We start from the raw sequence: 24,013 nt of genomic DNA on the forward strand, positions 1-24,013 counted from the left end.
CCGCGCCTCCCCGCGCATGCGCCTGCGTGCCCCTCATCCCCTCCTGACACAACGGGCGAATCAAGCGCAGCCCCGAAGCGAAACCAGGTCGACCGCGCCAACCCAATCAGTTGGCGCCTCGATCATGCGCTCAGGCGCGCGCCGTCCTCGGAAACAACCGGCGCGTCAGGTCGAACGCGACGAGATTGCCGGCCAGCACGAGCAACAGCCCGACCACCGCGAGCGGCGACCATTGATAGCCCTCGAAGACCGTCGACACGGCCAACGCGACGATCGGGAACAGCACCGTGCAGTATGCGGCCCGCTCCGGCCCGATCCGCCCGACGAGGGTCAGGTATGCAGTGAACCCGATCACCGAACCCGGCACGGCCAGATAGACGAGCGCGCCGAGATAGCGCGGGCTCGGGTCGATCGTGAACGGCAGCCCGGCCGCCGCGCTGCCGACCGTGAGGATCGCCGCGCCGATCAGCATCGCCCAGCCGTTGGTCGCGAGCGGATGCAGGCCCATCGACTGCATCCGGCTCGACAGCAGGTTGCCGGCCGAGAAGCACATCGTGCCGGCGAACGCGATCGCGAGGCCCGTCCAGGTCGCGTGATCGTCGAGGTGGCCGGCCATCTGCTGCCAGAACAGGCATGCGATGCCGGTCAGCCCGAGCAGCGCGCCGGCGATCGCGGACGGCCGCAGCGGGCGGCCCATGAACAGCCGGCCGTTGATCGAATTCAGCAGCGGCGCGGTCGAGAAGATCACGGCGACGAGGCCGCTCGGCACGACCTGCTCCGAATAGTAGAAGCACAGGAAATTGAGGCAGAACAGCGCGAAGCCCTGCGCGACGAGGTAGCGCCACGCTTCGCGCGGCGGACGCACCGGCCGGCGCATCACGCGCAGCAGCGCGAACAGCACGGCGGCGGCGAGCCAGAAGCGCCACGCGATCGACACGGGCGGCGGCACGGCGCCGAGCTGCCACTTGATCGCGATCCAGGTGGTGCCCCAGATCAGCACGGTGACGAAATAAAGCGACAGGTTCATGGCGGCAACGAGGCGAAACGAGTGGAACGGGCTCCGACTATGCCGCCGCCCCGCCCGTGCGGATTGTCCGGAATTGCGGTCTTTTCCGGGCCGCCGCACGGCGCGCGTCGCGCCCGCTTATACTCGTCGCATCATGAGTTCGCCCCTGTACGCCCCGCCCGTCGATCACTCGGCCGCCCTTGCCGGCGGCGCCATGCCGTTCGGCCTGCAGTCGGTGTGCCGCACGCTTGCCGAGGCGAACGCGACGCTCGAGCGCTTCACGTGGCTCGGCGACCATCTCGCGATCGCCGAATGGACGCGCATCACCGACGAAAGCGAGACGATCTACGAACAGCCCGGCCACCACACGTTGTCGTGCTATCTCGACGGCGGTTACCGGACGGAGCGCGAACGCGTGCCGCGCTACGGCGCGCCGAGCCTGCTGTGCGCGCTGCCGGGCGACCATGAATCGCGCTGGTGGGTGCGCGGCGAGATGCACTTCATCCACCTGTACTTCCTGCCCGAGCACTTCACGCAGCGCGCGATCCGCGAGCTCGATCGCGAGCCGCGCGAGCTGAAGCTCGCCGACCGCACCTATTTCGAGGATGCGCGCGTGGCGGCGCAGTTCCGTTCGCTCGCGCTGGAGCGCTGGGACGATGCCGACGGGCGCCTGCGCGCGAACGAGGCCGCGCACGACGTGCTGAGCCTGCTGCTGCGCGGCCAGAGCACGACGCGCACCGACGTGCCGTTCCGCGGCGGGCTCGCGCCGGCCGTGCGCCGCCGCGTGCGCGACTATATCGACAGCTATCTGTCGCAGCCGCTGACGCTCGGCGAACTGGCGAACGTCGCCGCGCTGTCCGAATACCACTTCTCGCGGATGTTCCGGCTGTCGTTCGGCCGCGCGCCGCACGCATGGGTGGCCGAGCAGCGGCTCGCGCGGGCGCGCCTGCTGCTGCGCACGACGGCGCTGCCGCTCGCGCAGGTCGCGGCCGAATGCGGCTACGCGAACGCCGGCCACTTCAGCCATCGCTTTCGCGACGCGCACGGCACGACGCCGAACGCGTACCGGCGCGCGATGCAGGGCGGCTGAGGCCCGCGCGCCTTTCGACGGCCGGCGCCGCCGCGCGCATCCGGCGCCCTCGTCTCCCGCTTACGCGCCCCGCCGCGACAGTTCCTGCTCGAGCGCGGCCACGCCGGCCGGCAGGTCGACCGGCACCTTCAGATCGTCCATCGTGCGGCCGAACGCATGCAGCGTGCGGAACAGGTTGTGTTCGCGGCACTGTTCGCCCATCTGCCCGATCCGCACGATCGGCAGCCCGAACGAGCCCGAGATCTCGACCTGGTACTGCTGCGAGATATGGCCGCACACCATCCCGGGCGTGAGCCCCTCGGGCGTCTCGATCCCGACCACCGAATTGAGCCGGCACGCCTTCGGCGCATAGAGCGTGAGCCCCATCGCCTCGACGCCCGCCTGCAGCGCGAGCGAGCAGCGCAGGTGGCGCGCGAAGCGGCTTTCGAGCGTCTCCGCGCAGACGAGGCGCAGCGCCTCGTGCAGCGCGAGCACGCCCGACACCGGCGCCGTGTAGTGATAGCCCGCGTTGTGCCAGAAGTTCTCCGCGAGCGCCATGTCGAGGCACCAGTGCGCGTTCGGTTCCGGACGCTGCGTCATCCGATTCCACGCGGCATCGGAGAACGCGATCAGCGACACGCCGGGGATCGACGACAGCCCCTTCTGGCCGCCCGTGATCACCGCGTCGATGCCCCATGCGTCCGTCTCGAGCGGCATCGTCGACAGCGTGCACACAGCATCGACGACGACCAGCGCGCCGGCCGCCTTCGCGAGTGCCGCGATCTCGCGCAGCTCTCGGTTCCATACGGTGTTCGACGTCTCGCCCTGCACGATCGTGACGATCTCGGGCCGCTCGCGCGCGATGGCGTCCGCGATCTCGTCGAGGCTCGCGACCGCGCGGTCGGCCACTTCGAGCGTCGCGACGTCGGCGCCGACGCGCGTCGCCATTTCGGCCATCCGCGCGCTGAAGAAGCCGTTGCGGATCGACAGCACACGCGTGCCGCGCCACGCGAGGTTCGAGATCGCCATTTCCATCGCGGCCGAGCCGGGGCCGGCCACGCCGAGCACCCATTTCGTGCGGGTCTGGAACACGTAGCGCGCCATCTCCTTCACCTGCTCGATGATCTTCGCCATGGTCGCGCCGAGGTGGTTGATCACGATCGTGTTCGCCTTCGCGACGGCGGCCGGGATCGGGACCGGGCCGGCCCCCATCATCAGCAGCGGTTCTTCGGGCAGGATCGCGTCGAGCGGCACGACGACGGGACAGGGAATCGGCGAGTAATCGATGGACATGGCAGGCAAAAGTGGAGGGAGGAAAACGCACGGACGTGTCGTCCGCCGCGCGGCATGGCGAACTGATCGATCATTCCGTGTTCCGCGGCCGCGCGCAAGAGGCACCCGCGGCCGGACAGCGTGCCGGTGGCCCGGTCGACGGACCGGGCCACCCGCCGCGCACCCGTCGGACGACCGGGTTTCGTATTGCCGCGGCATTGCCGTGCGGATGCGAAACGGTTCCATCGGGGGTTCGATCCCGGTGATTTTCCCCGGCAATATTGGGACGAGTCCAAGATTTCCGCCTTCAGCGCCGTGCATGTATCGGCTGAAATACCGGTGATCACGAAAAAAATCGCGCAGGTGGAATCGACCCACGAAAACCGCGATCTGCGCAAAAACATCCATTATCGCAGCATCTATTGGTGAGCGATTTCACCCAATACCGGATCCGGCCGCCAAGGTTCGCGCACAACACATTGATTTACATGACTAATCTTCAAATCTCAGGCCACCCTCTTCAATACGCCACAAGATATCCCCGGCGCACCCGCGTGACCCCGATTCGTTAAAGCGATACCCGTGATTTCGATTTTACGCAACCCGCCCTTTTTCGCAGGTTGACGGATAACGCTTCTGTAATGAACAATCGTCTGCAGAATGGAAAACCGATTTTTCGATACGAAGGAGAACCGGGTGTCGCGCGACGGTTTTCCAGGTCGTGCAACGAAAAATCACAACCGATATCAATCAACCGGGCCAGAAATTCGCGAGCCATGAACCAGATTCAGACCATGCGTGTGTTCGTCTGCGTCGCCGAGCAGCAGAGCTTCCGCCGCGCGGCGCACCATCTAGGCGTGTCCAATGCGCTCGTCACGCGTTCGATAGCGATGCTCGAGTCTCACCTGAACACGCGGTTGATCCACCGCACCACGCGCAACCTGTCGCTGACCGAGGCCGGCCTGCGCTACCTCGACGGCTGCCGCGCGCTGCTCGAGGAATTCGATCATCTCGAGGCATCCGTCGCGCATGCGGTGCGCGAGCCGGCCGGCACGCTGCGGGTCGTCGCGTCGGGCCTGCTGTCGCCGCTCGCGCTGACGCTGCTGGTCAGCAGCTTCCGGCACCGCTACCCCGAGCTGCGGGTGCAGCTCACCGTCGCCGAAGGGCCGCTCGACGTGCTCGATTCGGGCTACGACGTCGGCATCGTGACCGGCAACCGGCTCGACGGCAACCCGACGCTGATCGGCCACGCACTCCCGCCGGCCCCGCTCGTCGCCTGCGCGGCGCCCGCGTATCTCGAACGGCGCGGCGAGCCGCGCGCGCCCGACGACCTGCCGGGCCACGACTGGGTCGCACTCGCGCCGCACCAGCATGCGCCCGCGTGGCGGCTGGTCGGCCACGACGGCGCAACGCATTCGATCACGCTACGCCCGACCTGCACGGTCAACCAGCTGGCGCTCGTGCACGCGGCGGCCGTTGCCGGCTCCGGCATCGTGGTGCTGCCCGAGCCGTGCGTCGCCGACGCGCTCGCCACCGGCACGCTCGTGCGGCTGTTGCCCACCTACCAGATCGACGACCCGGACGCGCAGCTGTCGCTCGTCTACCCGAACCGCCAGTACGTGCCGGCCCGCACGCGCAGCTTCGTCGAGCACGCGCTCGAGCACTTCGGCGTTCAAGCGGCCCGCGCGCCGGCCGGCTACAGCTTCCTGCGCACGCCCGATCGCGTCGATCTCGTCACGGGGCGGCAGACGGGCCTGCAGTAAACTGCACGCGACAGCCATTGGAGGTGCAGCGTGCGCGTGATCCTGTTCAGCAGCCGGCAGTACGACGACGAATCGTTTACCGCCGCCAACCGGCAATTCGGCTATCGGCTGCACTTCCAGCCGTCGCACCTCGACGCGGAAACCGCGATCCTCGCGCACGGCTATGAAGTCGTGTGTCCGTTCGTCAACGACACCGTCGACGCGGCCGTGCTCGAACGGCTCGCCGACGGCGGCACGCGCCTGATCGCGCTGCGCTCGGCCGGGTTCAACCACGTCGACCTGGCCGCCGCCGAGCGGCTCGGCATCGCGGTCGTGCGGGTGCCGGCCTATTCGCCGCATGCGGTGGCCGAACACGCGGTCGCGCTGATCCTCGCGCTCAACCGCCGGCTGCCGCGCGCGGTCGCGCGCACGCGCGAAGGCGACTTCTCGCTGAACGGCCTGCTCGGCTTCGACCTGCACGGCAAGACCGTCGGCGTGATCGGCACCGGCCTGATCGGCCGCGTGTTCGCGAAGATCATGATGGGTTTCGGGATGCACGTGCTCGCGCACTCGATGCCGCCGTACGACGACGAGCTGATCGCGTTCGGCGCGCGCTACGTCGAGCTCGACGCGCTGCTGCACCACGCCGACATCGTCAGCCTGCACTGCCCGCTGCTGCCGTCGACGCACCATCTGATCAACGCGCAGACGCTCGCGCGGATGAAGCACGGCGCGATGCTGATCAATACCGGCCGCGGCGGCCTCGTCGACGCGCAGGCGCTGGTCGACGCGCTCAAGAGCGGCCAGCTCGGCCATCTGGGGCTCGATGTGTACGAGGAGGAAAGCGGCCTCTTCTTCGAGGATCACTCCGACCTGCCGCTGCAGGACGACGTGCTCGCGCGCCTGCTGACGTTCCCGAACGTGATCGTCACGTCGCACCAGGCGTTCTTCACGCGCGAGGCGCTCGCCGAGATCGCGCACACGACGCTGCTGAACATCGAGGCATGGCACGCCGGCACGCCGACCAACGTCGTCACGGCGGGGCGCTGAGCCGCGGCATCGCGCGCTCGGGGCGCGCAATCCTCAACGATTCGCCATTTTGTTTCGACTGATGTAACGCCGCACGCGCCGCGTCTGCTATCGTTGCGCCGACCTCCCCTGCTTTCTGCCGCCCATGCGTTTCGACGACTCCGCCATTGCCGCGGTCTACCGCGCCATCTTCGAACGGCGCGACATGCGCCACTTCACGCCGGCGCCCGTCGATCCGGCCACGCTCGCGCGATTGCTGCGCGCCGCGCACCACGCGCCGAGCGTCGGCTTCATGCAGCCATGGCGCTTCATCCGCATCACCGACGCCGTGCTGCGCACCGCGATCCATGCGCTGGTCGAGGCCGAACGCCGCGCGACCGCCGACGCGCTCGGCGAGCGGCAGGACGAATTCATGCGGCTGAAGGTCGAAGGCGTGCGCGAATGCGGCGAATTGCTGGTCGTCGCGCTCACCGACGATCGCGAGCGCCACGTGTTCGGCCGCCGCACGCTGCCGGAGATGGACCTCGCGTCCGCCGCGTGCGCGATCCAGAACATGTGGCTCGCCGCGCGCGCCGAAGGGCTCGGGATGGGCTGGGTGTCGCTGTTCGACGTCGACGCGCTGCGCACGCTGCTCGGCATGCCCGCCGGCGCGAAGCCGATCGCCGTGCTGTGCATCGGGCATGTCGATGCGTTCTATGCGAAGCCGATGCTCGAGGAGGAGCGCTGGGCCGCGCGGATGCCGATCGACGCGTGCCTGTTCGAAAACGGCTGGGACGCGCCGGCCACGCAGGCCGCCGATCGTGCGGCGGACTCCGACACGAGCGCCGGATCGTCGCCATCGCCCGGCGTTTCCGCCGCGGACGACCTCTCCGACTCGACACCCGCCGCGGCGCCTCCCGGCCGCTGACCGAGCGCACGACGCGTGGCACGGCCGCGACACCGGCCTCGCTCCGACCCGATAGTCAGCCACGCCGCCGCCATCGAACACACCGCTGAATCCGGCCGGACACGCATGACGCGCGGCGGCCCGGCCTCGCGCCGCGACGTTCGTTGCGCACGCAACCCCGACCGATCCTGATGGCCTTCATGGACCTTTCAAGGACCGCGGTGTAGCATCGCGCCCGATGAAAGCCATTCTCAATCGTGATTTCCTCGCGCTGATCCTGAGCGTCGCGGTGGTCGGTCTCGGCACCGGCGCCACGCTGCCGCTCACCGCACTCGCGCTGACCGAAGCCGGACACGGCACCAACGTCGTCGGCATGCTGACGGCCGCGCAAGCCCTCGGCGGCCTCGCGATCGTCCCGTTCGTCACCGCGCTCGCGCGGCGCATCGGCGCGCGCCGCGCCATCGTCGTGTCGGTCGTGCTGCTCGCCGCGGCCACCGTGCTGATGCAGTTCACGTCGAACCTGATTCTGTGGGGCGTGCTGCGCGTGCTGTGCGGCGCGGCGCTGATGCTGCTGTTCACGATCGGCGAAGCGTGGGTCAACCAGCTCGCCGACGATTCGACGCGCGGCCGCGTGGTCGCGATCTACGCGACCAATTTCACGCTGTTCCAGATGGCGGGCCCCGTGCTCGTCAGCCAGATCGCCGGCGCGACGAGCATCCGCTTCGCGCTGTGCGGTGCGCTGTTCCTGCTCGCACTGCCGACGCTCGCGACCATCCGGCACGCGCCGCTCGCCGGCGACGACGCGCATCACGAAGCGCATGACAGCTGGCTCGCCGTGCTGCCGCGCATGCCCGCGCTGATCATCGGCACCGGCTTCTTCGCGCTGTTCGATACGCTCGCGCTGTCGCTGCTGCCGCTCTACGCGATGGATCACGGCGTCGCGAGCGCGACCGCCGTGCTGCTCGCGTCGATCATGCTGTTCGGCGACACCGCGATGCAATTCCCGATCGGCTGGCTCGCGGACAAGCTCGGCCGCGAACGCGTGCACCTCGGCGCCGGCTGGATCGTGCTCGCGGGCCTGCCGCTGCTGCCGTTCGTGATCGCGAATCCGTGGCTGTGCTGGCCGCTGCTGTTCGTGCTCGGCGCGGCGGCCGGCAGCATCTACACGCTGTCGCTCGTCGCGTGCGGCGAACGCTTCCGCGGCGCGGCGCTCGTCACCGCGAGCTCGCTCGTGTCGGCGTCGTGGAGCGCCGCGAGCTTCGGCGGCCCGCTGGTTGCCGGCGCATTGATGGAGCAACTGGGCAACAACGCGTTGGTCGGCGTGCTGGTCGCCTGCGTCGCCGCGTTCGTCGCGGCCGCGCTGTGGGAACGACGCGCCGCGTTGCAGCGCGCGGTCTGACGCCGACACGGACGCGTTCGCTGTCGCGCAGCGTCCACACCGGTACATGCGAGCGCATACGCGCCGCCACCCGCCACCACAACGAAAACGGCCCGCGCGATGCGGGCCGCCCTGTCCTTGCGGATTACACAGGACGTGTCACGCGCTCCGCGCGGGCAGAATCTTGCCGGCACATGCGCCGAAGCCGACGCGATAGCCATCGCCCTGGCACCAGCCCGCGAGCGCGAGCTCGTCGCCGTCCTCGATGAACGTGCGGCTGCCGCCACCGTTCAGCGCGAGCGGCTCCTTGCCGTTCCACGTCAGTTCGAGCAGGCTGCCGAATGAATCCTTCGTCGGCCCGCTGATCGTCCCCGAACCCATCAGGTCGCCGACGCGCGTGTTGCAGCCCGCGACCGTGTGATGCGCGAGCTGCTGCGCCATCGTCCAGTACATGTACTTGAAGTTGGTGCGGCAGATCGACGTCGCTTCGGCCGCCCCTTGCGCGCGCAGCGTCACTTCGAGCGCGATGTCGAACGCATGCTTGCCCGCGTGGCGCAGATACGCGAGCGGCTGCGGCGACTGCTCGGGCTGCGCGACGCGGAACGGTTCGAGCGCGTCGAGCGTGACGATCCACGGCGAGATCGTCGTCGCGAAGCCCTTCGAATTGAACGGGCCGAGCGGCACGTATTCCCACTGCTGGATGTCGCGCGCGCTCCAGTCGTTCAGCAGCACCATCCCGAAGATGTGCGCTTCGGCGTCCTCGCACGCGATCGGTTCGCCGAGCGCATTGCCGCGGCCGACGATGAAGCCCGTCTCGAGTTCGAGGTCGAGCTTGCGGCACGCGCCGAACACCGGACGCTCGGCGTCGGGCAGCTTCAATTGCCCGCTCGGGCGCCGCACCGGCGTGCCGCTCACGACCACCGACGACGCGCGGCCGTTGTAACCGATCGGCATCTCCAACCAGTTCGGCATCAGCGCATTCTTCGGATCACGGAACATCGAGCCGACGTTGGTCGCATGCTCCTTCGACGAATAGAAATCGGTGTAGCCGGGAATGTCGACCGGCAGATGCAGCGTCGCGTCGCGCTGCGCGACGAGCACCTGCGCACGCAGCGCGGCGTCATCGCGCAGCCGCGCGTCGTCGCGCGAGAACAGCTGCGACAGTTGCACGCGTACGCTGCGCCATGCATCGCGGCCGAGCGCGATGAACGGGTTGAGCGTCGGCGCGGCGAACACGTCGGCGCCGGCCGGCAGCGTCACGAGGCCCGTACGCGCGAGCGCGGCGAGGTCGACGATCTGGTCGCCGAGCGCGACGCCCGCGCGGCGCGCCGCCTGCTTCGCATCGCTGAAGATCCCGAACGGCAGGTTCTGGATCGGGAAATCGCAGGCGGGATCGTTCGCCGTCTCGACCCAGCTCTTGCGAGCCGGATCGAGTGTCGCGCGCCAGTCTTGGGGTTCGCTCATGGTTGCTCCGGATTGAAGTGTTTCCTGATGCCTTGCCAGCATTCGAAGTAGTCGGCCTGCAGCTGCGCGGTGTCGAGCGCATAGCGCGTCGGACGGATCAGCGTGCGGGTTTCGAACATGAACGCCATCGTCGCGTCGACCTTGTGCGGCTTCGTCGTGTCGCCCGCCGACGCCTTCTCGAACGTGTCCGCGTCGGGTCCATGACCCGACATGCAGTTGTGCAGGCTCGCGCCGCCCGGCACGAAGCCCTCGGCCTTCGCGTCGTACGCGCCGTGCACGAGCCCCATGAACTCGCTCGCGACATTGCGATGGAACCACGGCGGGCGGAACGTATCCTCGGCCGCGAGCCAGCGCGGCGGGAAGATCACGAAGTCAATCGTGTCGACGCCCGGCGTGTCGCTCTGCGACTGCAGCACGAGGAAGATCGACGGATCCGGATGGTCGAAGCTGATCGAGCCGATCGTGTTGAACAGGCGCAGGTCGTATTTGTACGGCGCGTAGTTGCCGTGCCACGCGACGACGTCGAACGGCGAATGGCCGATGTCCGCGCGCCAGAGGCGCCCGTTCAGCTTCGCGACCAGCTCGAACGCGCCTTCGCGATCCTCGTATGCGGCCTGCGGCGTCAGGAAATCGCGCGGGTTCGCGAGCCCGTTCGAGCCGATCGGGCCGAGATCCGGCAGGCGCAGCAGCGCGCCGAAGTTCTCGCAGATGTAGCCGCGCGCGTCATCGTCCGGCAGCGCGACGGAAAAACGCACGCCGCGCGGGATCACCGCGATCTCGAACGGCTCGACGTCGAGCCGGCCGAATTCGGTCGCGATGAAGAGCCGCCCCTGCTGCGGCACGATCAGCAGTTCGCCGTCGGCGCTGTAGAAGAAACGGTCCTGCATCGAACGGTTCGCCGCATACAGGTGGATCGCGCAGCCGTTCATCGCGGCCGCCGAGCCGTTGCCGGCCATCGTCACGAGCCCTTCGACGAAATCGGTCGGCTCGACCGGCATCGGCAGCGGATCCCAGCGCAGCTGGTTCGGCGGCGTCGGCGGCACGTCGGCCGAATCGCCGAATTCCGACACGAGCCGCTGCGGGCCCGTGAACGGCTCGAACGGCCGGTGCACGGCCGCCGGCCGGATCCGGTACAGCCACGAGCGGCGGTTGTGGCCGCGCGGCGCGGTAAACGCGGTGCCCGACAGCTGCTCCGCATACAAGCCGTACGGCGCGCGCTGCGGCGAATTGCGGCCGTGCGGCAGCGCGCCGGGCAGCGCCTCGGTCGCGAATTCGTTCGCGAATCCGCTCAGGTAGCCGGCGGTTGCCGGTGTCGACAGGTCAAGCGTCATCGTTTCCTTTCTCCATCAATTCATGGCGGCGTTCGGCGCCTGCGCACCGCCGCGCCGCGTTACGCCGGCCAGCCCCAGCACGAACAGCGCCGAGCACAGCACGGGCACCGCGGCCGCGTGGAACAGCGCGCCGTGCGTCCAGTTGAGCGCAATCAGTTGTCCGCCGACGAGCGGCCCGAGCACCGAGCCGATCCGGCCGATGCCGAGGCTCCAGCCGATGCCGGTCGAGCGCAGCGACGTCGGGTAATACTGGCCCGCGAGCGCGTTGACGGCCGGCTGCCCGCCGACCACGCAGAATCCGCCCGCGAACACGACGATCAGCAGCCACGGCAGCGCATGCGCGACCGAGCCGATCAGGCCGACCGAGACGGCCGCGCATGCGAAGCACGCGAACAGCACGCGCACGAAGCCGTGGCGTTCGATGAACCAGCCGAGCGACAGCGTGCCGATCACGCCGCCCGTCTGCAGCACCGTGCCGACGATCACTGCCGTGCCCGGCGAATAGCCCGCGTCGCGCATGACGGTCGGCAGCCAGTTCGACAGGAAGTACAGGTCGATCAGATTCATGAAGCTGATGGCCCACAGCAGCAGCGTGACCGGCAGGCGGCCGTGACGGAACAGCTCGGCGACCGGCGCGCCGCTCGCCGCGCGCTCGCGCACGACGAGACGCGTGTTCGCGTCGATGCCGGCCTGCGGCGCGAATCGCGCGAGCCAGTCGCGTGCCTGCGCGTCGCGCCCTTTCAGCACCAGGAACTGCAGCGACTCGGGCAGCCGCGCGAGCATCGCGATCGTCAACACCAGCGGCACCGCGCCGCCGACGAAGAACACCGAGCGCCAGCCGAGCGCCGGAATCAGCGCGGCGCTGATGAAGCCGCCGATCGCGGCGCCGAGCGTGAAGCCGCACGACACGATCATCATCCGCTTCACGCGATGCGCCGCCGGGCTGAACTCGCCGACCAGCGCCATCGCGTTCGGCATGATGCAGCCGAGGCCGAGGCCCGTGACGAAGCGCAGCGCCATCAGCACCGGGATCGAGCCCGCGAACGGCGTCGCGAGCATCGTCACCGCGAAGAACAGCGTCGAGCCGATCAGCACCGGGCGCCGCCCAATCCGATCGGCGAGCACCGACAGCCCGAGCGCGCCGAGCAGCATCCCGAACAGGCTCGCGCTGAACACCGGACCGAGCGCCTGCTTCGGCACACCCCATTCGGCGATCACGCTGGGCGCGACATAGCCCATCGCCTGCGCATCGAAGCCGTCTATCACGAGGCACAGCCCGCACAGCGCGAGCAGCATCCAGTGAAAGCCCGGGCGATGGGTCTCGTCGATCACGCGCTCGACTTCGAGCACGCGCGCGTCGGCCGGCGCCGCGCTCATTGCGCGACCTCGGCGGCCGGATGCACGGGCGGTGTCACGCCCTGGCGCGCGAGCGCCATCGCTTCGCGCAGCACGTCGGCGTCGCCGATGTGGTTCGCGAGCAGCAGGATGAGCTTCGCGTTGACGAGCTGGCTGTCGGCGTCCGACAGGTCGCGATGCATGTCGATCAGCGCTTCGTAGAACGCGTCCGGATCGGCCAGGCGCGGGCGGGTGTCGAGTCGGGGCATGACGGGTGTCTCCGGTGTCGTTGTCGTGTCGATATGGTGCTCAGCGTGCGCAGGTCGCGCGCGCCAGGGCGTCGGCGATCGCCTGGCGCTCGAGCGTGCGCATCCGTGCGCAGACGTGCTGGTCGGGGCGCAGCAGGTAGAACGTGCCGGGCTGCGCGTCGTAGCGCTGCGCGGCGAAGCCGTCGACGTCCTCCACGACGTCGACGCCGGCCACCGGTTGCGCATGCCCGGCCGGCACGACCAGCACCGGCCGCACCGGCAGTGCGAGGCCGTCGAGCGCCTGCACGAGCGCGGCCGCGTCCGCCGGCAGCCCGAACAGCACGCCCGCGAAGCCATCGCCCAGATGCTGCAGCAGCCAGCCCGAAGCCCCCTGCGCGCGCACCGGCGCATCGGCCGCCGCGGCACCCGGGCGCATCGCGCACGCGAACGCGTCGCCGTTGCGGTCCGGCGTGTTCAGCGGCGAATCGGCCAGCACGGCCGGCACCGACAGCCGGCCGCTGTTCACGAGCTTGCGCGCGAATTCGCAGTCGCGTGCGAGCTTCAGCGTCGCGTCACGGAACACGCGCGACACCGCGCTCTTCGGCGTGATGAAGTCGGTCGAGCGCGTCGAATTGCGGATGTTCTCGTCGGCCGCGAACTCGCGCTCGCTCGCATAGGTGTCGAGCAGGCGATCGTCCGCGCGGCCGTCGAGCACGAGCTTCAGCTTCCACGCGAGGTTGTCCGCGTCCTGCACGCCGCTGTTCGCGCCGCGCGCGCCGAACGGCGACACGCCGTGCGCGGAATCGCCCGCGAACAGCACGCGGCCGTGCCGGAACGTATCCATCCGCTGACAGCGGAACGTATAGACGCTCACCCATTCGAGCTCGAACTCGACGTCCGCCCCGAGCAGCGCACGCACGCGCGGAATCACGCGCTCCGGCTGCTTCTCGGCGACCGGATCGGCGTCCCAGCCGAGCTGGAAGTCGATGCGCCACACGTTGTCGGGCTGGCGGTGCAGCAGCACCGACTGGTTGCGGTGAAACGGCGGATCGAACCAGAACCAGCGCTCGGTCGGGAATTCCGCCTTCATCTTCACGTCGGCGATCAGGAAGCGGTCCTTGAACGTGCGGCCGCGGCTCTCGAGGCCCATCGCCGCGCGCATCGGGCTGCGCGAGCCGTCGGCCGCGATCACGTACCGCGCGTGCAGCGTCTCGATGCCTTCCGGCGTCTCGACGCTCAGCGCGGCGTGCTCCGCCGACTGCGCGACGCCCGTCACCTTGTGCTTCCAGCGAATCTCCAGGTTCGGCAGTTCGAACGCGCGTTCGGCCAGGTAGCCTTCGACGTAGTACTGCTGCAGGTTGATGAACGCGGGGCGCGCATGCCCTTCCTCGGGCAGCAGGTCAAATGCGTACAGCTGCTCGTCCTGCAGGAACACCTTGCCGACGTGCCAGCTCACGCCCTTCTCGACGAAGCGCTCGCCGCAGCCGAGGCGGTCGAAGATCTCGAGCGTGCGCTTCGCGAAGCAGATCGCGCGCGAGCCCGTCGACAGCGTGTCGTCGTCGTCGAGCAACACGACCGGCACGCCCTGCTGCGCCAGGTCGATCGCGGCCGACAGGCCCACCGGGCCCGCGCCGACGACGATTACCGGGTGGATGACCGCGTCATCGCCGGCGGCTCGCGCCGCGCGCGGCCGGTACTCGAACTTCAGCGTCTGGTAATCGATGCTCATGGTCGCCATCCGCTCCTCAACCCTGCCGTGCGCACGCCCGCGCGTGCCGCGTCGTTCCGCCCATATCCGTTGCCCGCCGCTGCCGCGGCCCGCGCTGCTCCGCCCACTTGCTGTCAACCGCCACGTCTCGCTCCTTGCTGCCTGTTGATTCGATTCGGGAAACGGCGCCGTTCCGGACGCCCGAACGCCGCTTTTCTTGATCGGCGACAAATCCTTGGATTTACGAATAGTAAAACCAATTACGAATAGTGAAATCAACGTAAACCCTAGCCATCGTCTCGGGGACGGGATAACCATATGAGCGAAACGCCGAGCCGAGCCGGGCGCGCACTGCTAATATCAAGACATGAGGCGGCCCGTTCGGCCGCCATTTTTCCTTCCTACGCCGATGATTCCGCCCAACATTCCCGAGCTGGTCGTCCGTGCCGGGCAACTGCCGTATCTGCGGGAACACCTTGCGCTCGCCGAGGGCGGCACCGCGTGCGCGAATCTGCCGGAACGCACGCTCGCGAGCGCCTACGAACCCATCTACGACGTGACGATGCCCGGCGCACCGCAGTCGACGTCGTTCGCGGATGCGATCGAGCGCTACGGCGACGAGCTCGGCTTCCAGGCCGTCACGCTGGTCACGGGCGCCCCGCACGACCCGGTCGACTCGGCCGTCGACGACCAGGCGCTCGTCGCGATCGACCGGCTGTCGCGCGCGCTGCACGCGATCAATTTCTTCGGCGCGCAACGCCACGGGCTGCTGTTCCTGCGCGTGCACGAGCGGTTGCTCAAGAGCGTGAAGTACGACCACGGCAAGCATTTCTCGTCGGTGCTGCAGCGCTTCGGGCTACCGACCGAGCGGATCGTGATCGAGCTGCCGGCGGTCGCGGTCGCGCACAAGACCTTCCTCGGCTACCTGACGCGCAGCTATCAGCATCACGGCTTCAAGGTCGCGGACAAGCTGCCCGACCCGGGCCGGATCCTCGCGGTCGAATCGGAGATGGCGCGGCCCGACTACATCAAGATGGATGCGGGCATCGCGCTGCGCGACGGGATGGTGAAGGCGCTGGTCGCGTATGCGCAGCGCGTGCGGATTCCGCTGATTTTCGACGGCGTCGTCGACGAGACGCAGTGCGAGCTGCTGCGCCAGCACGACGTGCGGTTCATGCAGGGGCCGGTATTCGCGAAGGTCGTCACGGCCTGAACCGGGCGGGCGACGGGCCCGCGCCGGATGGCGGATCTTGATGCCGCATTGCTTCGGGAATCGGGGGGCAGCGCGCATAGTCGCTCGCTGCCTGCCGGTTTCGCGTCCGTTCAGGCGGAAAGGTTGAACGCGCTTGCTCGCGGGATGCAATGCCGGCGCATCGATGCCCATGGCCGCCTACGCCCTTCCACCGTCATCGTATTTGGGCAGATCGTCGCCGATCTCGACGCCCGGGAAACGATCCCCGTACCAGACGTGCCACGCGGGCTGCAGCCGCGACGGCTCGTCGAGCGTCGCACTATTGATTTCCACGGTCGTCGGTGCATCGGCCAGCCGGTACTCGAGCTGCGCGCCGCAGCGGCCGCAAAAGCGCCGCTCGCCCCACGCGCTCGACGCATAGACCGTCGGCTCGCCCTGCAGGTATTCGAATGCGTCGATCGGCACCGATGCCGACGCGACGACCGCCGCGCCCGTCGTGCGCTGGCAAAGCCGGCAATGGCAGAAACCGGCGTCGGCCGGAATGCCGGCGATCCGGTAGCGGATCGCACCGCACGCGCAACCGCCTTCCATCGTTTCCGGGTGTGGCATCGCGAACCTCGTCGTCGTAGGGAAGCTGGCGAACGATGATGAGCGCGGTTCGCACGCGGTGCAACCGGCGGCTGCGCGCTTCCCCGTTCCGCGGAACCCTGCAACGCGCGGGCTCGCGGCACCGCTCTCAGACCGTCTGCCCGAGCCGCTGCGCGAGCGCCTTCAGCTTCGGCCCGACCTGTGTGCGGAACACGTCCTCGTCCATCGACGATGCGGGCCCGCTGCAGCTCAGGATCAGCCAGCGGCCCTCGCGCGGCTCGCGAAACGGCACGGCCGCCGCGTTCACGTCCATGTGCCACGCGCGAAACGAATAGCAGCATCCGCCATCGGCGAACTCGGCCACCGCATGCTGTGCGGCCGCGACGAGCGCATCCGCGTCGGCCGCGCCGCCGGCCGCCCGGTGCAGCTCCGCATAAAGCGCGCGGCGCACGTCCTCCGGCTGCACGGCGAGGTACGCGCGTCCCATCGAGCTCGTCAGCATCGACAGCCGCGAGCCGGGCGCGAGCCCGAGCGTCAGCGCGGTTTCGCTGCGGATCGTCTCCAGGTAGATCATGTCGAGCCCGTCGCGGCAGCCGAGCGATACGGCCGCGCCGATTTCGCGCGCGAGCGCCTGCATGTGCGGCCGCGCGAGATCGATCGTCCCCGAGCCGGACAGCAGCGCGTAGCCGAGCGACAGCACGCCGGCGTCGAGCGCATACTTTCCGAGCGTTTCGTCGTAGCGCAGGTAGCCGAGCACGGTCAGCGTGTAGGCGAGCCGGTTCACCGTCGCCTTCGGCAGCCCGGTGCGCTCCGCGAAGTCGCGGTTGCCGAGCATCGTCTCGCCGGGCCGGAATGCGCGCAGCAGGTCGAGCCCGCGCGCGAGCGCAACGACGAACTTGCGCTCGTCGATCGCGGTTTCGTCGATGGTTGAAAGTGTCATCTGATGCTACACTGGGTTCGTTTTGCAAAACATTGTTCCGCACAGCGGAACTCTAGTCAAGCGAACTTTAGACATCGGGCAAGGCGACGAAGCGCCAACCCGGGACGACCGCAAAGCATGGAATCAGACAAGCGCTGAATCTGCCGACTCTGACCGACCGCGAAGCATGGGGCGCAGAGTTAGCGGCGAAGCGCCCCGACAGGAGATGACACGATGAGCGCTGCAACTTTTCATTGGGACGATCCGCTGCTGCTCGACCAGCAACTGACCGAAGAAGAGCGAATGGTGCGCGATGCCGCGCACGCCTACGCGCAGGACAAGCTCGCGCCGCGCGTCACCGAGGCGTTCCGGCATGAACGCACCGATGCCGAAATCTTCCGCGAAATGGGTGAAATCGGCCTGCTCGGCCCGACGATTCCGGAGGAATACGGCGGCCCGGGCCTCAATTACGTCAGCTACGGCCTGATCGCGCGCGAAGTCGAGCGCGTCGACTCCGGCTACCGCTCGATGATGTCCGTGCAGTCGTCGCTCGTGATGGTGCCGATCTTCGAATTCGGCTCGGACGCGCAGAAGCAGAAATACCTGCCGAAGCTCGCGACCGGCGAATGGATCGGCTGCTTCGGGCTGACCGAGCCGAACCACGGCTCCGACCCGGGCGGCATGGTCACGCGCGCGAAGAAGGTCCCCGGCGGCTATTCGCTGTCCGGCGCGAAGATGTGGATCACCAACTCCCCGATCGCCGACGTGTTCGTCGTGTGGGCGAAGCTGGAAGAAAACGGCAAGGACGCAATCCGCGGCTTCATCCTCGAGAAAGGCTGGAAGGGCCTGTCGGCACCGGCGATCCACGGCAAGGTCGGGCTGCGCGCGTCGATCACCGGCGAGATCGTCCTCGACGAAGTGTTCGTGCCCGAAGAGAACCTGCTGCCGAACGTGAGCGGCCTGCGCGGGCCGTTCACGTGCCTGAACTCGGCACGCTACGGGATCGCCTGGGGCGCGCTCGGCGCGGCCGAATCCTGCTGGCACACCGCGCGCCAGTACGTGCTCGATCGTCAGCAGTTCGGCCGGCCGCTCGCCGCGAACCAGCTGATCCAGAAGAAGCTCGCCGACATGCAGACCGAAATCACGCTCGGCCTGCAGGGCGTGCTGCGTCTCGGCCGGATGAAGGACGAAGGCACGGCGGCCGTCGAGATCACGTCGATCATGAAGCGCAACTCGTGCGGCAAGTCGCTCGACATCGCGCGGCTCGCGCGCGACATGCTCGGCGGCAACGGCATCTCGGACGAATTCGGCGTCGCGCGCCACCTCGTGAACCTCGAAGTGGTCAACACGTACGAAGGCACGCACGACATCCACGCGTTGATCCTCGGCCGCGCGCAGACGGGCATCCAGGCATTCTTCTGATCAATCGCGCGCCGCATGCGCTGAAATGACACGGCCCGCCCGGCATCGCTGCCGGGCGGGCCGTTTTCATCGGTGCGCGCGTTCGTCACGCGCGGCCGATGCGTCAGCCGATGCTTACTTGTTCGGCTGCGGCGTGAGGCGCAGGTACGGACGCACTGCGTTGAAGCCCTTCGGGAAGCGTTTCTTCAGTTCTTCCGGATCCTGCAGCGACGGCACGATCACGACGTCGTCGCCATCCTTCCAGTTGCCTGGCGTCGCGACTTTGTAATTATCGGTCAGTTGCAGCGAGTCGATCACCCGCAGCACTTCGTCGAAGTTGCGCCCGGTGCTGGCCGGATAGGTAATGGTGAGCCGCACCTTCTTGTTCGGGTCGATCACGAACAGCGAGCGCACCGTCAGCGTCTCGTTCGCGTTCGGGTGGATCATGTCGTACAGTTGCGAGACCTTGCGGTCCGCGTCGGCGATGATCGGGAAACCGACGACCGTCGACTGCGTTTCGTTGATGTCGTTGATCCAGCCTTTGTGCGATTCGACGCCGTCGACCGACAGCGCGATCACCTTCACGTTGCGTTTCTCGAATTCGCCCTTCAGCTTCGAGGTCAACCCGAGCTCAGTCGTGCATACCGGCGTGTAGTCGGCCGGGTGCGAGAACAGGACGCCCCAGCTGTTGCCCAGCCACTCATGAAACTTGATCGGGCCCAGGCTCGATTCCTGCTCGAAATCCGGTGCGATATCACCAAGACGCAGACTCATGATGTTCCCTCCTCGAACGATGCTGGTTGAAACCGCGCGCCGGATGGCGCGGGACAGTCCATCAGCTTACGGGAAGCAATGGGCCGTGCGAACGATTATTCCGTTTGATATTCATACTTTTTTGTCATTTTTACCCTGCGTCGGAGCAGGCCTGACGGCGGCAACAGAACTTTTTGCACGGTTGGCGGCTCTGTTAAACATTACGAGTCGTTTAACATGCGGTATTGCACCGCCGCCGTGTGTGTTCCCGGCTCGCCAGCAGGCAGGGGTTTCGCTACGATGTGAACCTGCAGCATGACAGCATGAAGGGAGTTGCAATGTCGGAAATCAACAAGGAGAAACTGATGTCGGATATCAAAACCGTTCTCGCGGACGCCGAGGATCTGCTCAAGCAAGCAGCGAGCAGCACGGGCGACCGTGCGGCCGAGTTGCGCGAGAAAGCCATGTCGCGCCTGAAGCAGGCCAAGGAAAAGGCAACCGACGTTCAGGTCGTGGTGGTCGAGAAAGGCAAGAAGGCTGCCCGCGCGACCGACGATTACGTGCATGAGCATCCGTGGACGTCGATCGGCGTCGCCGCCGGCGTCGGTGTGCTGATCGGTCTGCTGATCAACCGCAAGTAACGCGCTCAGCGTCGTTCCGACCCATGTGTCGCACGGTGCGGCGCATGGGTGCCGAAGCCAGCCGGTGGTTCGCCACCGGCCGGCTTTGACCTAGCCGCTCACTGCGCGCGCAAGCGCCTTATCCATGACGACAGACACTCACCCGCAGCCGTCCGGCCAGGGACCGCTGCGCCGCCTCGTCGGCTCAGCGATCGGCCTCCTGCAAACGCGCCTCGAACTGGTCGGCATCGAACTCGCCGAGGAGAAGGAACGCCTGATGGGCGTGCTGTTCCTCGGGCTCGCGGCCATGATGCTCGCGACGATGGCGCTGATCAGCCTGACCGTGCTCGTTGCGATCGCGTTCTGGGACACCTATCGCTGGCAGTCGCTCGCGGGCATCACCGCGCTGTACACGATCGCCGCCCTCGTGTGTGGGCTGAAAGCACGCTCGGGCCTGCGCGAAGCGCCGACCGTGTTCGAGTCCACGCTCGCCGAGCTCGAGAAAGACCGCGAAATTTTCCGCGGCAAGTTGTGAACGCAGCCGTGTTCGCCCCTCTCACCTACTTCGCCGACGCGCCATGAGCCAGAACGTCACGGGCAATTCACCCCGCCCCCATTCGTCGCGATCGCACTGGAGCGCGTCGCAGCATCGCGCGCTGCGCAAGGAATTGCTGATCCTGCGATCCGAGGTCGAGCGGCTCGAGCTTGCCGAAGCCGCCGCCGACGTGCGCCACGCCGTCACGCGCTTCAGCTGGCTCAAGGTGTTCATCCCCGGCCTGTCGGGCGGCAAGTTCAGCCAGTCCGCCAAGAACCTGAACGCAAGCCTCGGTCACCTCGTGAACCAGTATCCGATGTTGAGTTCACTCGCATCGCTCGTGCTGGCGAAACCCGTTCGCTCGCTTCTGCGCGCGAGCGCGGGCCCCGCGCTGAAGTGGGGCACCGTCGGCTTCGCCGCGTGGGAGGTCTACCGGATCTGGAAACAGTCGCGCGACGAGCGCGCAACGACCATCAACGACGACTGATACGTAACGACAGACGCGCACGGCCCCGCGCCGTTGCGCGTTTTCCGTGGGCTTTCCATCCGTTGCCGCGTGATCAACGCACGCCCCAGCATGTGTGCTGCTGCACATCGGCCTCGCCGTCATTCGATCCCGCATTGCCCTTCGTCCCGTCCGAACGCAGCGTGAACGCACCGCATGCGTCGTCGCGCATCGGGCCGGCATCGAGCGGACTCGCAACGAGTTCATAGACGACCGCTGCATCATCGCCGACCGATCGCCGCAGCGCGACGCGATAGACCGCCGGCCCGTCCGGCGGCGCCTGCGCATAGGCGTCCGGCAAGATCTGCGGCGGCGGGCCGTCGAGCATTTCGAGATATTGAGCCGCACGGTACAGCGCGGCGACCGCGGATGCGCGATGCATGCGCGCGACATGCTCGCGATACGACGGGACGCCCCACCCGGCCAGCACGGCGACGATCGCGAGCACGATCATCAGTTCAAGCAACGTGAACGCCGCCGCTCGGCGCGTCAGCGCAGGCCCTTTCATCGATGCACCGCCGCGACGCGACGCCAGCGCTGCGCAACGATGTGTCCGTCGCGCAGTGCGACCTGGCTCTGCAGCCAGACCACGCTCGACGCATGGCCGCCGACGCCACGCGCGGTGACGAGGTAGGCACGACTACGTTGCGGACCGACGCCTCGCCAGGCTTCGATCAGGCAACGCGGCGGCTGCGCCGCCATCGGCCAGGACGCGAACGGGGCGAACGCTTCGGCGGCGCCCAGCGCAGGCGTGCGTCGCCATGCATCCGGCTCGGCGGATGATGCGGGTTCATCCAGGTACGGCGCCCCGCCGCGGACCAATCGCGCGGTGCAGGCCGCCAGTGCCGCATCGGCCGCGTGGAATGCAATCAGCCGGTCCGACAACGCCCGTGTGCGGCGCGATTCCGTCAGTGCGGATTCGAACCACGTGCCGGTTAGCGCGGCGACCGCCGCACCGACCGCGATCACGGCAGGCAGCGCAAGGCCCGCGTCGCGACGCCAGCCTCGTGTGGCGGACAGAGCGCGTGCGCGCGTCGCTCCGCCGCTCAACATGAAGCCTCCGCCGCGCGCTGCATGCCGAAGGGTGCCACGGCGCACCTTCGCGCATGTCCTGCCGCGATTCGCATCGCAAGGTCGCCGATGGACCCGTTTGCGTGAATCATCGCAACGCCTCGTGGCCCGTTGCCGCGTCACGGACAGGATCGGCAAATGCGACCGCGGAATTTCGCACCGCGACGATTCGATGCAGCACCAGATGCGCGCGACCATCCGGCGCAGCGGCCGTGCGGCCATCGCAATCGACATGACGCGCGGGCTCGTGCATCGGTTCGCCACGCGCCCGCACGCACACCTGCACGGCGACGACATCGCGCCAGTCATCCGCGTTCATCGCCTGCGCGTCGACGAACCGCGCACCGTCGCGACGCAGGTAACGCACGCGCAGCTGGTCGATCCCGGACACGACGGGTTGCGGCGTGCCCGTGCGCCCGCTTCCCTCGCAGTACAGTTCGGGCTCGCCCGTCGACGGGCTGACATGCGCGTCGAAACGGTTTTCCACGAGCGGCCGCTCACCCGGGGCGCCGACACCCTGCCCGAGACAATCCGACACCTGTGCGCTGCTGGTTGGCCACGTCGACACGGCATCGCCGACATACCGGACCAGCACCGCATCCGACGCCGCGCGCACGGCTTCGCAGCGCACCTGCGCGCCATCGCCGCGCACGCGGCCCGCGGAACAGCCGAACACCGGCGGCAACGACGACGCGCCTTCGACATCGAGCGGCCGAAACCCGGCCATCTGGATCTGCTGGCCGATCAGCATCAGTGCGGTCGCGGCTGCATCGCGCATCCGGAACCCGTCTTCCGCCCGCCGCTGCGCGACGCGCTGGGCGTGATACAGCGCACCGGCCGCGGCCAGCACGAGCAGACCGACGATCATCGCGATCAGCACTTCGAGCAGCGTATGCGCGCGGCTGCGGCGATCAGCGTTCAACGGCATCGACCTCGACCTCCCGAAACGGAATCCGCACGCACGACGGCGGCTTCACCGTTGCCCCAGCGCCTTCGCATCGCGTCGACACCGCCGCGCCGGCACCGCGCCAGCCGACAATCACGTACCGGACACCGCCCGGCCCATGGTCGAGCGTCATCGCACCGCCCGGCAACGATGCGGCCACGAGCGCCGCGATGCCGTCGTCGGCGCCTGCCGCCGCGCGCCGGCGCTCGATGCGTGCATCGGCCAGCCACAGCGCGCGTTCACGCCAGATCGTCGCCCGCTGCGCGCGCGTCATCGCAAGCTGGCTGCCGGCCACGGCCAGCATTACGGCCGCGAGCAGCGCGACGGCCAGCACCGCTTCGAGCAGCGACGTGCCGCGCATCGATCGGCGCACGCGCTTCATGCCGCGTCGCAACGCCCGGCGGCGACGCGCGCCCGGCCGCCCGCCGCGATCCGGATACAACGCGACACGCGTGCGTCGTCGCCGGACAGCATGCGCTGCGGACGCAATTCGAAACGCCTGATCCCGCCGATCACCTGGCCCGCCGGCGGCGCGAACGCCAGATCATGCGCCGTGCCCGCGACGGCGATGTCGGCATCGCGCGGATAACGCCGCAGCACGCGCGACTGTCCGTCGAACTGCCCGCTGACGATCCAGCCGCACGACCATTCCGCCGGGTCGCAGCGCTCGCCGGAACGCATGCAGTCGCCGTCGGGCCCGGCGCGGCACAGCGTGACGCGCACGCCGAGACGCGTCGCCTCGGTGCGTGCGAACGACAGCGCACCGAGCAGCGCGCGTGAGCGGGCATCCACGCGTTCGCGCATGTGCCATTGATTGAATGCGGGTGCTGCGAAAAGTCCGATCGAGGCCGTCAGCGCGATCGCGACCATCAGCTCGACGAGCGTGAAGCCGCCGCAGCAGCGCATGCCTTTTTCGACGACCTGCCGGTGCAGTTCCATCGCCATCGCCCTCCGTCAACGTGATGCGACGACTGTAGCGACGCGAGCGAACGCGCGCCATTGGCCGAATGGCCGA

The 24,013-nt window shown here is 68.3% G+C and carries 26 protein-coding genes; 11 read left to right on the plus strand and 15 right to left on the minus strand.

Going from position 1 to position 24,013, the window contains the following annotated elements:
- Nucleotides 1–130: 130 nt before the first annotated feature.
- Complete coding sequence (locus ACVK00_RS19415) at nucleotides 131–1,027, minus strand: DMT family transporter (protein WP_284900849.1); 897 nt, start codon at nucleotides 1,025–1,027, stop codon at nucleotides 131–133.
- Nucleotides 1,028–1,160: 133 nt separating this feature from the next.
- Here ACVK00_RS19415 and ACVK00_RS19420 point away from each other — a divergent pair, with 133 nt between their 5' ends.
- A complete protein-coding gene (locus ACVK00_RS19420) occupies nucleotides 1,161–2,096 on the plus strand; it encodes a helix-turn-helix domain-containing protein (protein WP_212083169.1) in 936 nt (311 codons plus the stop codon).
- Between the two features lie 60 nt (nucleotides 2,097–2,156).
- Here ACVK00_RS19420 and ACVK00_RS19425 read toward each other — a convergent pair whose 3' ends face one another.
- On the minus strand, nucleotides 2,157–3,368 hold the full coding sequence (locus ACVK00_RS19425; protein ID WP_354122924.1) for a pyridoxal-phosphate-dependent aminotransferase family protein: 1,212 nt from the start codon (nucleotides 3,366–3,368) through the stop codon (nucleotides 2,157–2,159).
- A gap of 126 nt (nucleotides 3,369–3,494) precedes the next feature.
- On the opposite strand from ACVK00_RS19425, the gene ACVK00_RS19430 reads away from it, so the two are divergent.
- The 5 genes from ACVK00_RS19430 (at nucleotide 3,495) to ACVK00_RS19450 (ending at nucleotide 8,403) form a co-directional block, all read left to right on the plus strand.
- Nucleotides 3,495–3,776 (plus strand): hypothetical protein, encoded by a 282-nt coding sequence (locus ACVK00_RS19430; protein ID WP_228906962.1) that lies wholly within the window; start codon nucleotides 3,495–3,497, stop codon nucleotides 3,774–3,776.
- 347 nt (nucleotides 3,777–4,123) lie between these two features.
- Nucleotides 4,124–5,110, plus strand: coding sequence for a LysR family transcriptional regulator (locus ACVK00_RS19435; RefSeq protein ID WP_228906961.1), 987 nt, complete (start codon nucleotides 4,124–4,126; stop codon nucleotides 5,108–5,110).
- Between the two features lie 30 nt (nucleotides 5,111–5,140).
- Entirely contained in the window at nucleotides 5,141–6,139 is a 999-nt protein-coding gene (locus ACVK00_RS19440) for a 2-hydroxyacid dehydrogenase (protein ID WP_284900848.1), read from the plus strand.
- Between the two features lie 124 nt (nucleotides 6,140–6,263).
- Nucleotides 6,264–7,025: a 5,6-dimethylbenzimidazole synthase gene (bluB, locus tag ACVK00_RS19445; RefSeq protein WP_284900847.1), complete on the plus strand. Its 762-nt coding sequence runs from the start codon at nucleotides 6,264–6,266 to the stop codon at nucleotides 7,023–7,025.
- Between the two features lie 217 nt (nucleotides 7,026–7,242).
- The gene (locus ACVK00_RS19450; RefSeq protein WP_284900846.1) at nucleotides 7,243–8,403 is read left to right on the plus strand and encodes an MFS transporter; all 1,161 of its coding nucleotides are present in this window, start codon (nucleotides 7,243–7,245) and stop codon (nucleotides 8,401–8,403) included.
- A 138-nt stretch (nucleotides 8,404–8,541) separates the two neighbouring features.
- Here the strand turns inward: ACVK00_RS19450 and fahA are convergent, their stop codons facing one another.
- From fahA to ACVK00_RS19475, 5 genes are read right to left on the minus strand one after another with little or no spacing between them, the layout of a single operon-like run.
- Entirely contained in the window at nucleotides 8,542–9,846 is a 1,305-nt protein-coding gene (fahA, locus tag ACVK00_RS19455; protein WP_228906957.1) for a fumarylacetoacetase, read from the minus strand.
- The gene (hmgA, locus tag ACVK00_RS19460) at nucleotides 9,843–11,177 is read right to left on the minus strand and encodes a homogentisate 1,2-dioxygenase (RefSeq protein WP_284900845.1); all 1,335 of its coding nucleotides are present in this window, start codon (nucleotides 11,175–11,177) and stop codon (nucleotides 9,843–9,845) included. Before hmgA ends, fahA begins: the two co-directional genes overlap by 4 nt.
- Nucleotides 11,178–11,192: 15 nt before the next feature.
- Complete coding sequence (locus ACVK00_RS19465) at nucleotides 11,193–12,554, minus strand: MFS transporter (RefSeq protein ID WP_284900844.1); 1,362 nt, start codon at nucleotides 12,552–12,554, stop codon at nucleotides 11,193–11,195.
- Nucleotides 12,551–12,781, minus strand: a complete 231-nt coding sequence (locus ACVK00_RS19470) for a DUF2783 domain-containing protein (RefSeq protein ID WP_151065055.1) — start codon at nucleotides 12,779–12,781, stop codon at nucleotides 12,551–12,553. Before ACVK00_RS19470 ends, ACVK00_RS19465 begins: the two co-directional genes overlap by 4 nt.
- A 40-nt stretch (nucleotides 12,782–12,821) precedes the next feature.
- Complete coding sequence (locus tag ACVK00_RS19475; RefSeq protein WP_284900843.1) at nucleotides 12,822–14,498, minus strand: FAD-dependent oxidoreductase; 1,677 nt, start codon at nucleotides 14,496–14,498, stop codon at nucleotides 12,822–12,824.
- A gap of 379 nt (nucleotides 14,499–14,877) precedes the next feature.
- Here ACVK00_RS19475 and ACVK00_RS19480 point away from each other — a divergent pair, with 379 nt between their 5' ends.
- Nucleotides 14,878–15,681, plus strand: a complete 804-nt coding sequence (locus tag ACVK00_RS19480; protein WP_228906953.1) for an EAL domain-containing protein — start codon at nucleotides 14,878–14,880, stop codon at nucleotides 15,679–15,681.
- A 177-nt stretch (nucleotides 15,682–15,858) separates the two neighbouring features.
- Here the strand turns inward: ACVK00_RS19480 and ACVK00_RS19485 are convergent, their stop codons facing one another.
- Nucleotides 15,859–16,269 carry a GFA family protein gene (locus tag ACVK00_RS19485; protein ID WP_228906952.1) on the minus strand — a complete coding sequence of 137 codons (411 nt, stop codon included), beginning with the start codon at nucleotides 16,267–16,269 and terminating at the stop codon, nucleotides 15,859–15,861.
- Nucleotides 16,270–16,396: 127 nt separating this feature from the next.
- Nucleotides 16,397–17,188 (minus strand): IclR family transcriptional regulator, encoded by a 792-nt coding sequence (locus tag ACVK00_RS19490; RefSeq protein ID WP_284900842.1) that lies wholly within the window; start codon nucleotides 17,186–17,188, stop codon nucleotides 16,397–16,399.
- A gap of 213 nt (nucleotides 17,189–17,401) precedes the next feature.
- Between ACVK00_RS19490 and ACVK00_RS19495 the strand changes: the two genes are divergently transcribed.
- Nucleotides 17,402–18,589 (plus strand): acyl-CoA dehydrogenase, encoded by a 1,188-nt coding sequence (locus tag ACVK00_RS19495; RefSeq protein ID WP_138848188.1) that lies wholly within the window; start codon nucleotides 17,402–17,404, stop codon nucleotides 18,587–18,589.
- A 114-nt stretch (nucleotides 18,590–18,703) separates the two neighbouring features.
- On the opposite strand, the gene ACVK00_RS19500 is transcribed toward ACVK00_RS19495, so the two are convergent.
- Nucleotides 18,704–19,342 (minus strand): peroxiredoxin, encoded by a 639-nt coding sequence (locus tag ACVK00_RS19500; protein WP_069225201.1) that lies wholly within the window; start codon nucleotides 19,340–19,342, stop codon nucleotides 18,704–18,706.
- Nucleotides 19,343–19,659: 317 nt separating this feature from the next.
- Between ACVK00_RS19500 and ACVK00_RS19505 the strand changes: the two genes are divergently transcribed.
- The 3 genes from ACVK00_RS19505 to ACVK00_RS19515 all read left to right on the plus strand — a co-directional run bounded on the left by ACVK00_RS19505 (nucleotide 19,660) and on the right by ACVK00_RS19515 (nucleotide 20,963).
- Entirely contained in the window at nucleotides 19,660–19,962 is a 303-nt protein-coding gene (locus ACVK00_RS19505; protein WP_006754606.1) for a DUF883 family protein, read from the plus strand.
- Nucleotides 19,963–20,086: 124 nt separating this feature from the next.
- Nucleotides 20,087–20,476 (plus strand): phage holin family protein, encoded by a 390-nt coding sequence (locus ACVK00_RS19510; protein ID WP_166722362.1) that lies wholly within the window; start codon nucleotides 20,087–20,089, stop codon nucleotides 20,474–20,476.
- A 43-nt stretch (nucleotides 20,477–20,519) separates the two neighbouring features.
- Nucleotides 20,520–20,963 carry a DUF3318 domain-containing protein gene (locus ACVK00_RS19515; protein ID WP_284900841.1) on the plus strand — a complete coding sequence of 148 codons (444 nt, stop codon included), beginning with the start codon at nucleotides 20,520–20,522 and terminating at the stop codon, nucleotides 20,961–20,963.
- A 73-nt stretch (nucleotides 20,964–21,036) separates the two neighbouring features.
- On the opposite strand, the gene ACVK00_RS19520 is transcribed toward ACVK00_RS19515, so the two are convergent.
- The 5 genes from ACVK00_RS19520 to ACVK00_RS19540 form a co-directional block, all read right to left on the minus strand.
- Complete coding sequence (locus ACVK00_RS19520) at nucleotides 21,037–21,489, minus strand: type IV pilin protein (RefSeq protein WP_284900840.1); 453 nt, start codon at nucleotides 21,487–21,489, stop codon at nucleotides 21,037–21,039.
- A complete protein-coding gene (locus ACVK00_RS19525) occupies nucleotides 21,486–22,034 on the minus strand; it encodes a pilus assembly protein (protein WP_228906949.1) in 549 nt (182 codons plus the stop codon). Before ACVK00_RS19525 ends, ACVK00_RS19520 begins: the two co-directional genes overlap by 4 nt.
- Nucleotides 22,035–22,140: 106 nt before the next feature.
- A complete protein-coding gene (locus tag ACVK00_RS19530) occupies nucleotides 22,141–22,980 on the minus strand; it encodes a PilW family protein (RefSeq protein WP_228906948.1) in 840 nt (279 codons plus the stop codon).
- Nucleotides 22,964–23,380: a hypothetical protein gene (locus ACVK00_RS19535; protein ID WP_228906947.1), complete on the minus strand. Its 417-nt coding sequence runs from the start codon at nucleotides 23,378–23,380 to the stop codon at nucleotides 22,964–22,966. Before ACVK00_RS19535 ends, ACVK00_RS19530 begins: the two co-directional genes overlap by 17 nt.
- Nucleotides 23,377–23,937, minus strand: coding sequence for a GspH/FimT family pseudopilin (locus ACVK00_RS19540; RefSeq protein WP_284900863.1), 561 nt, complete (start codon nucleotides 23,935–23,937; stop codon nucleotides 23,377–23,379). The genes ACVK00_RS19535 and ACVK00_RS19540 overlap by 4 nt, the downstream gene beginning before the upstream one ends.
- Between the last annotated feature and the right edge of the window lie 76 nt (nucleotides 23,938–24,013).

This window comes from Burkholderia sp. PvR073, from assembly GCF_054055695.1.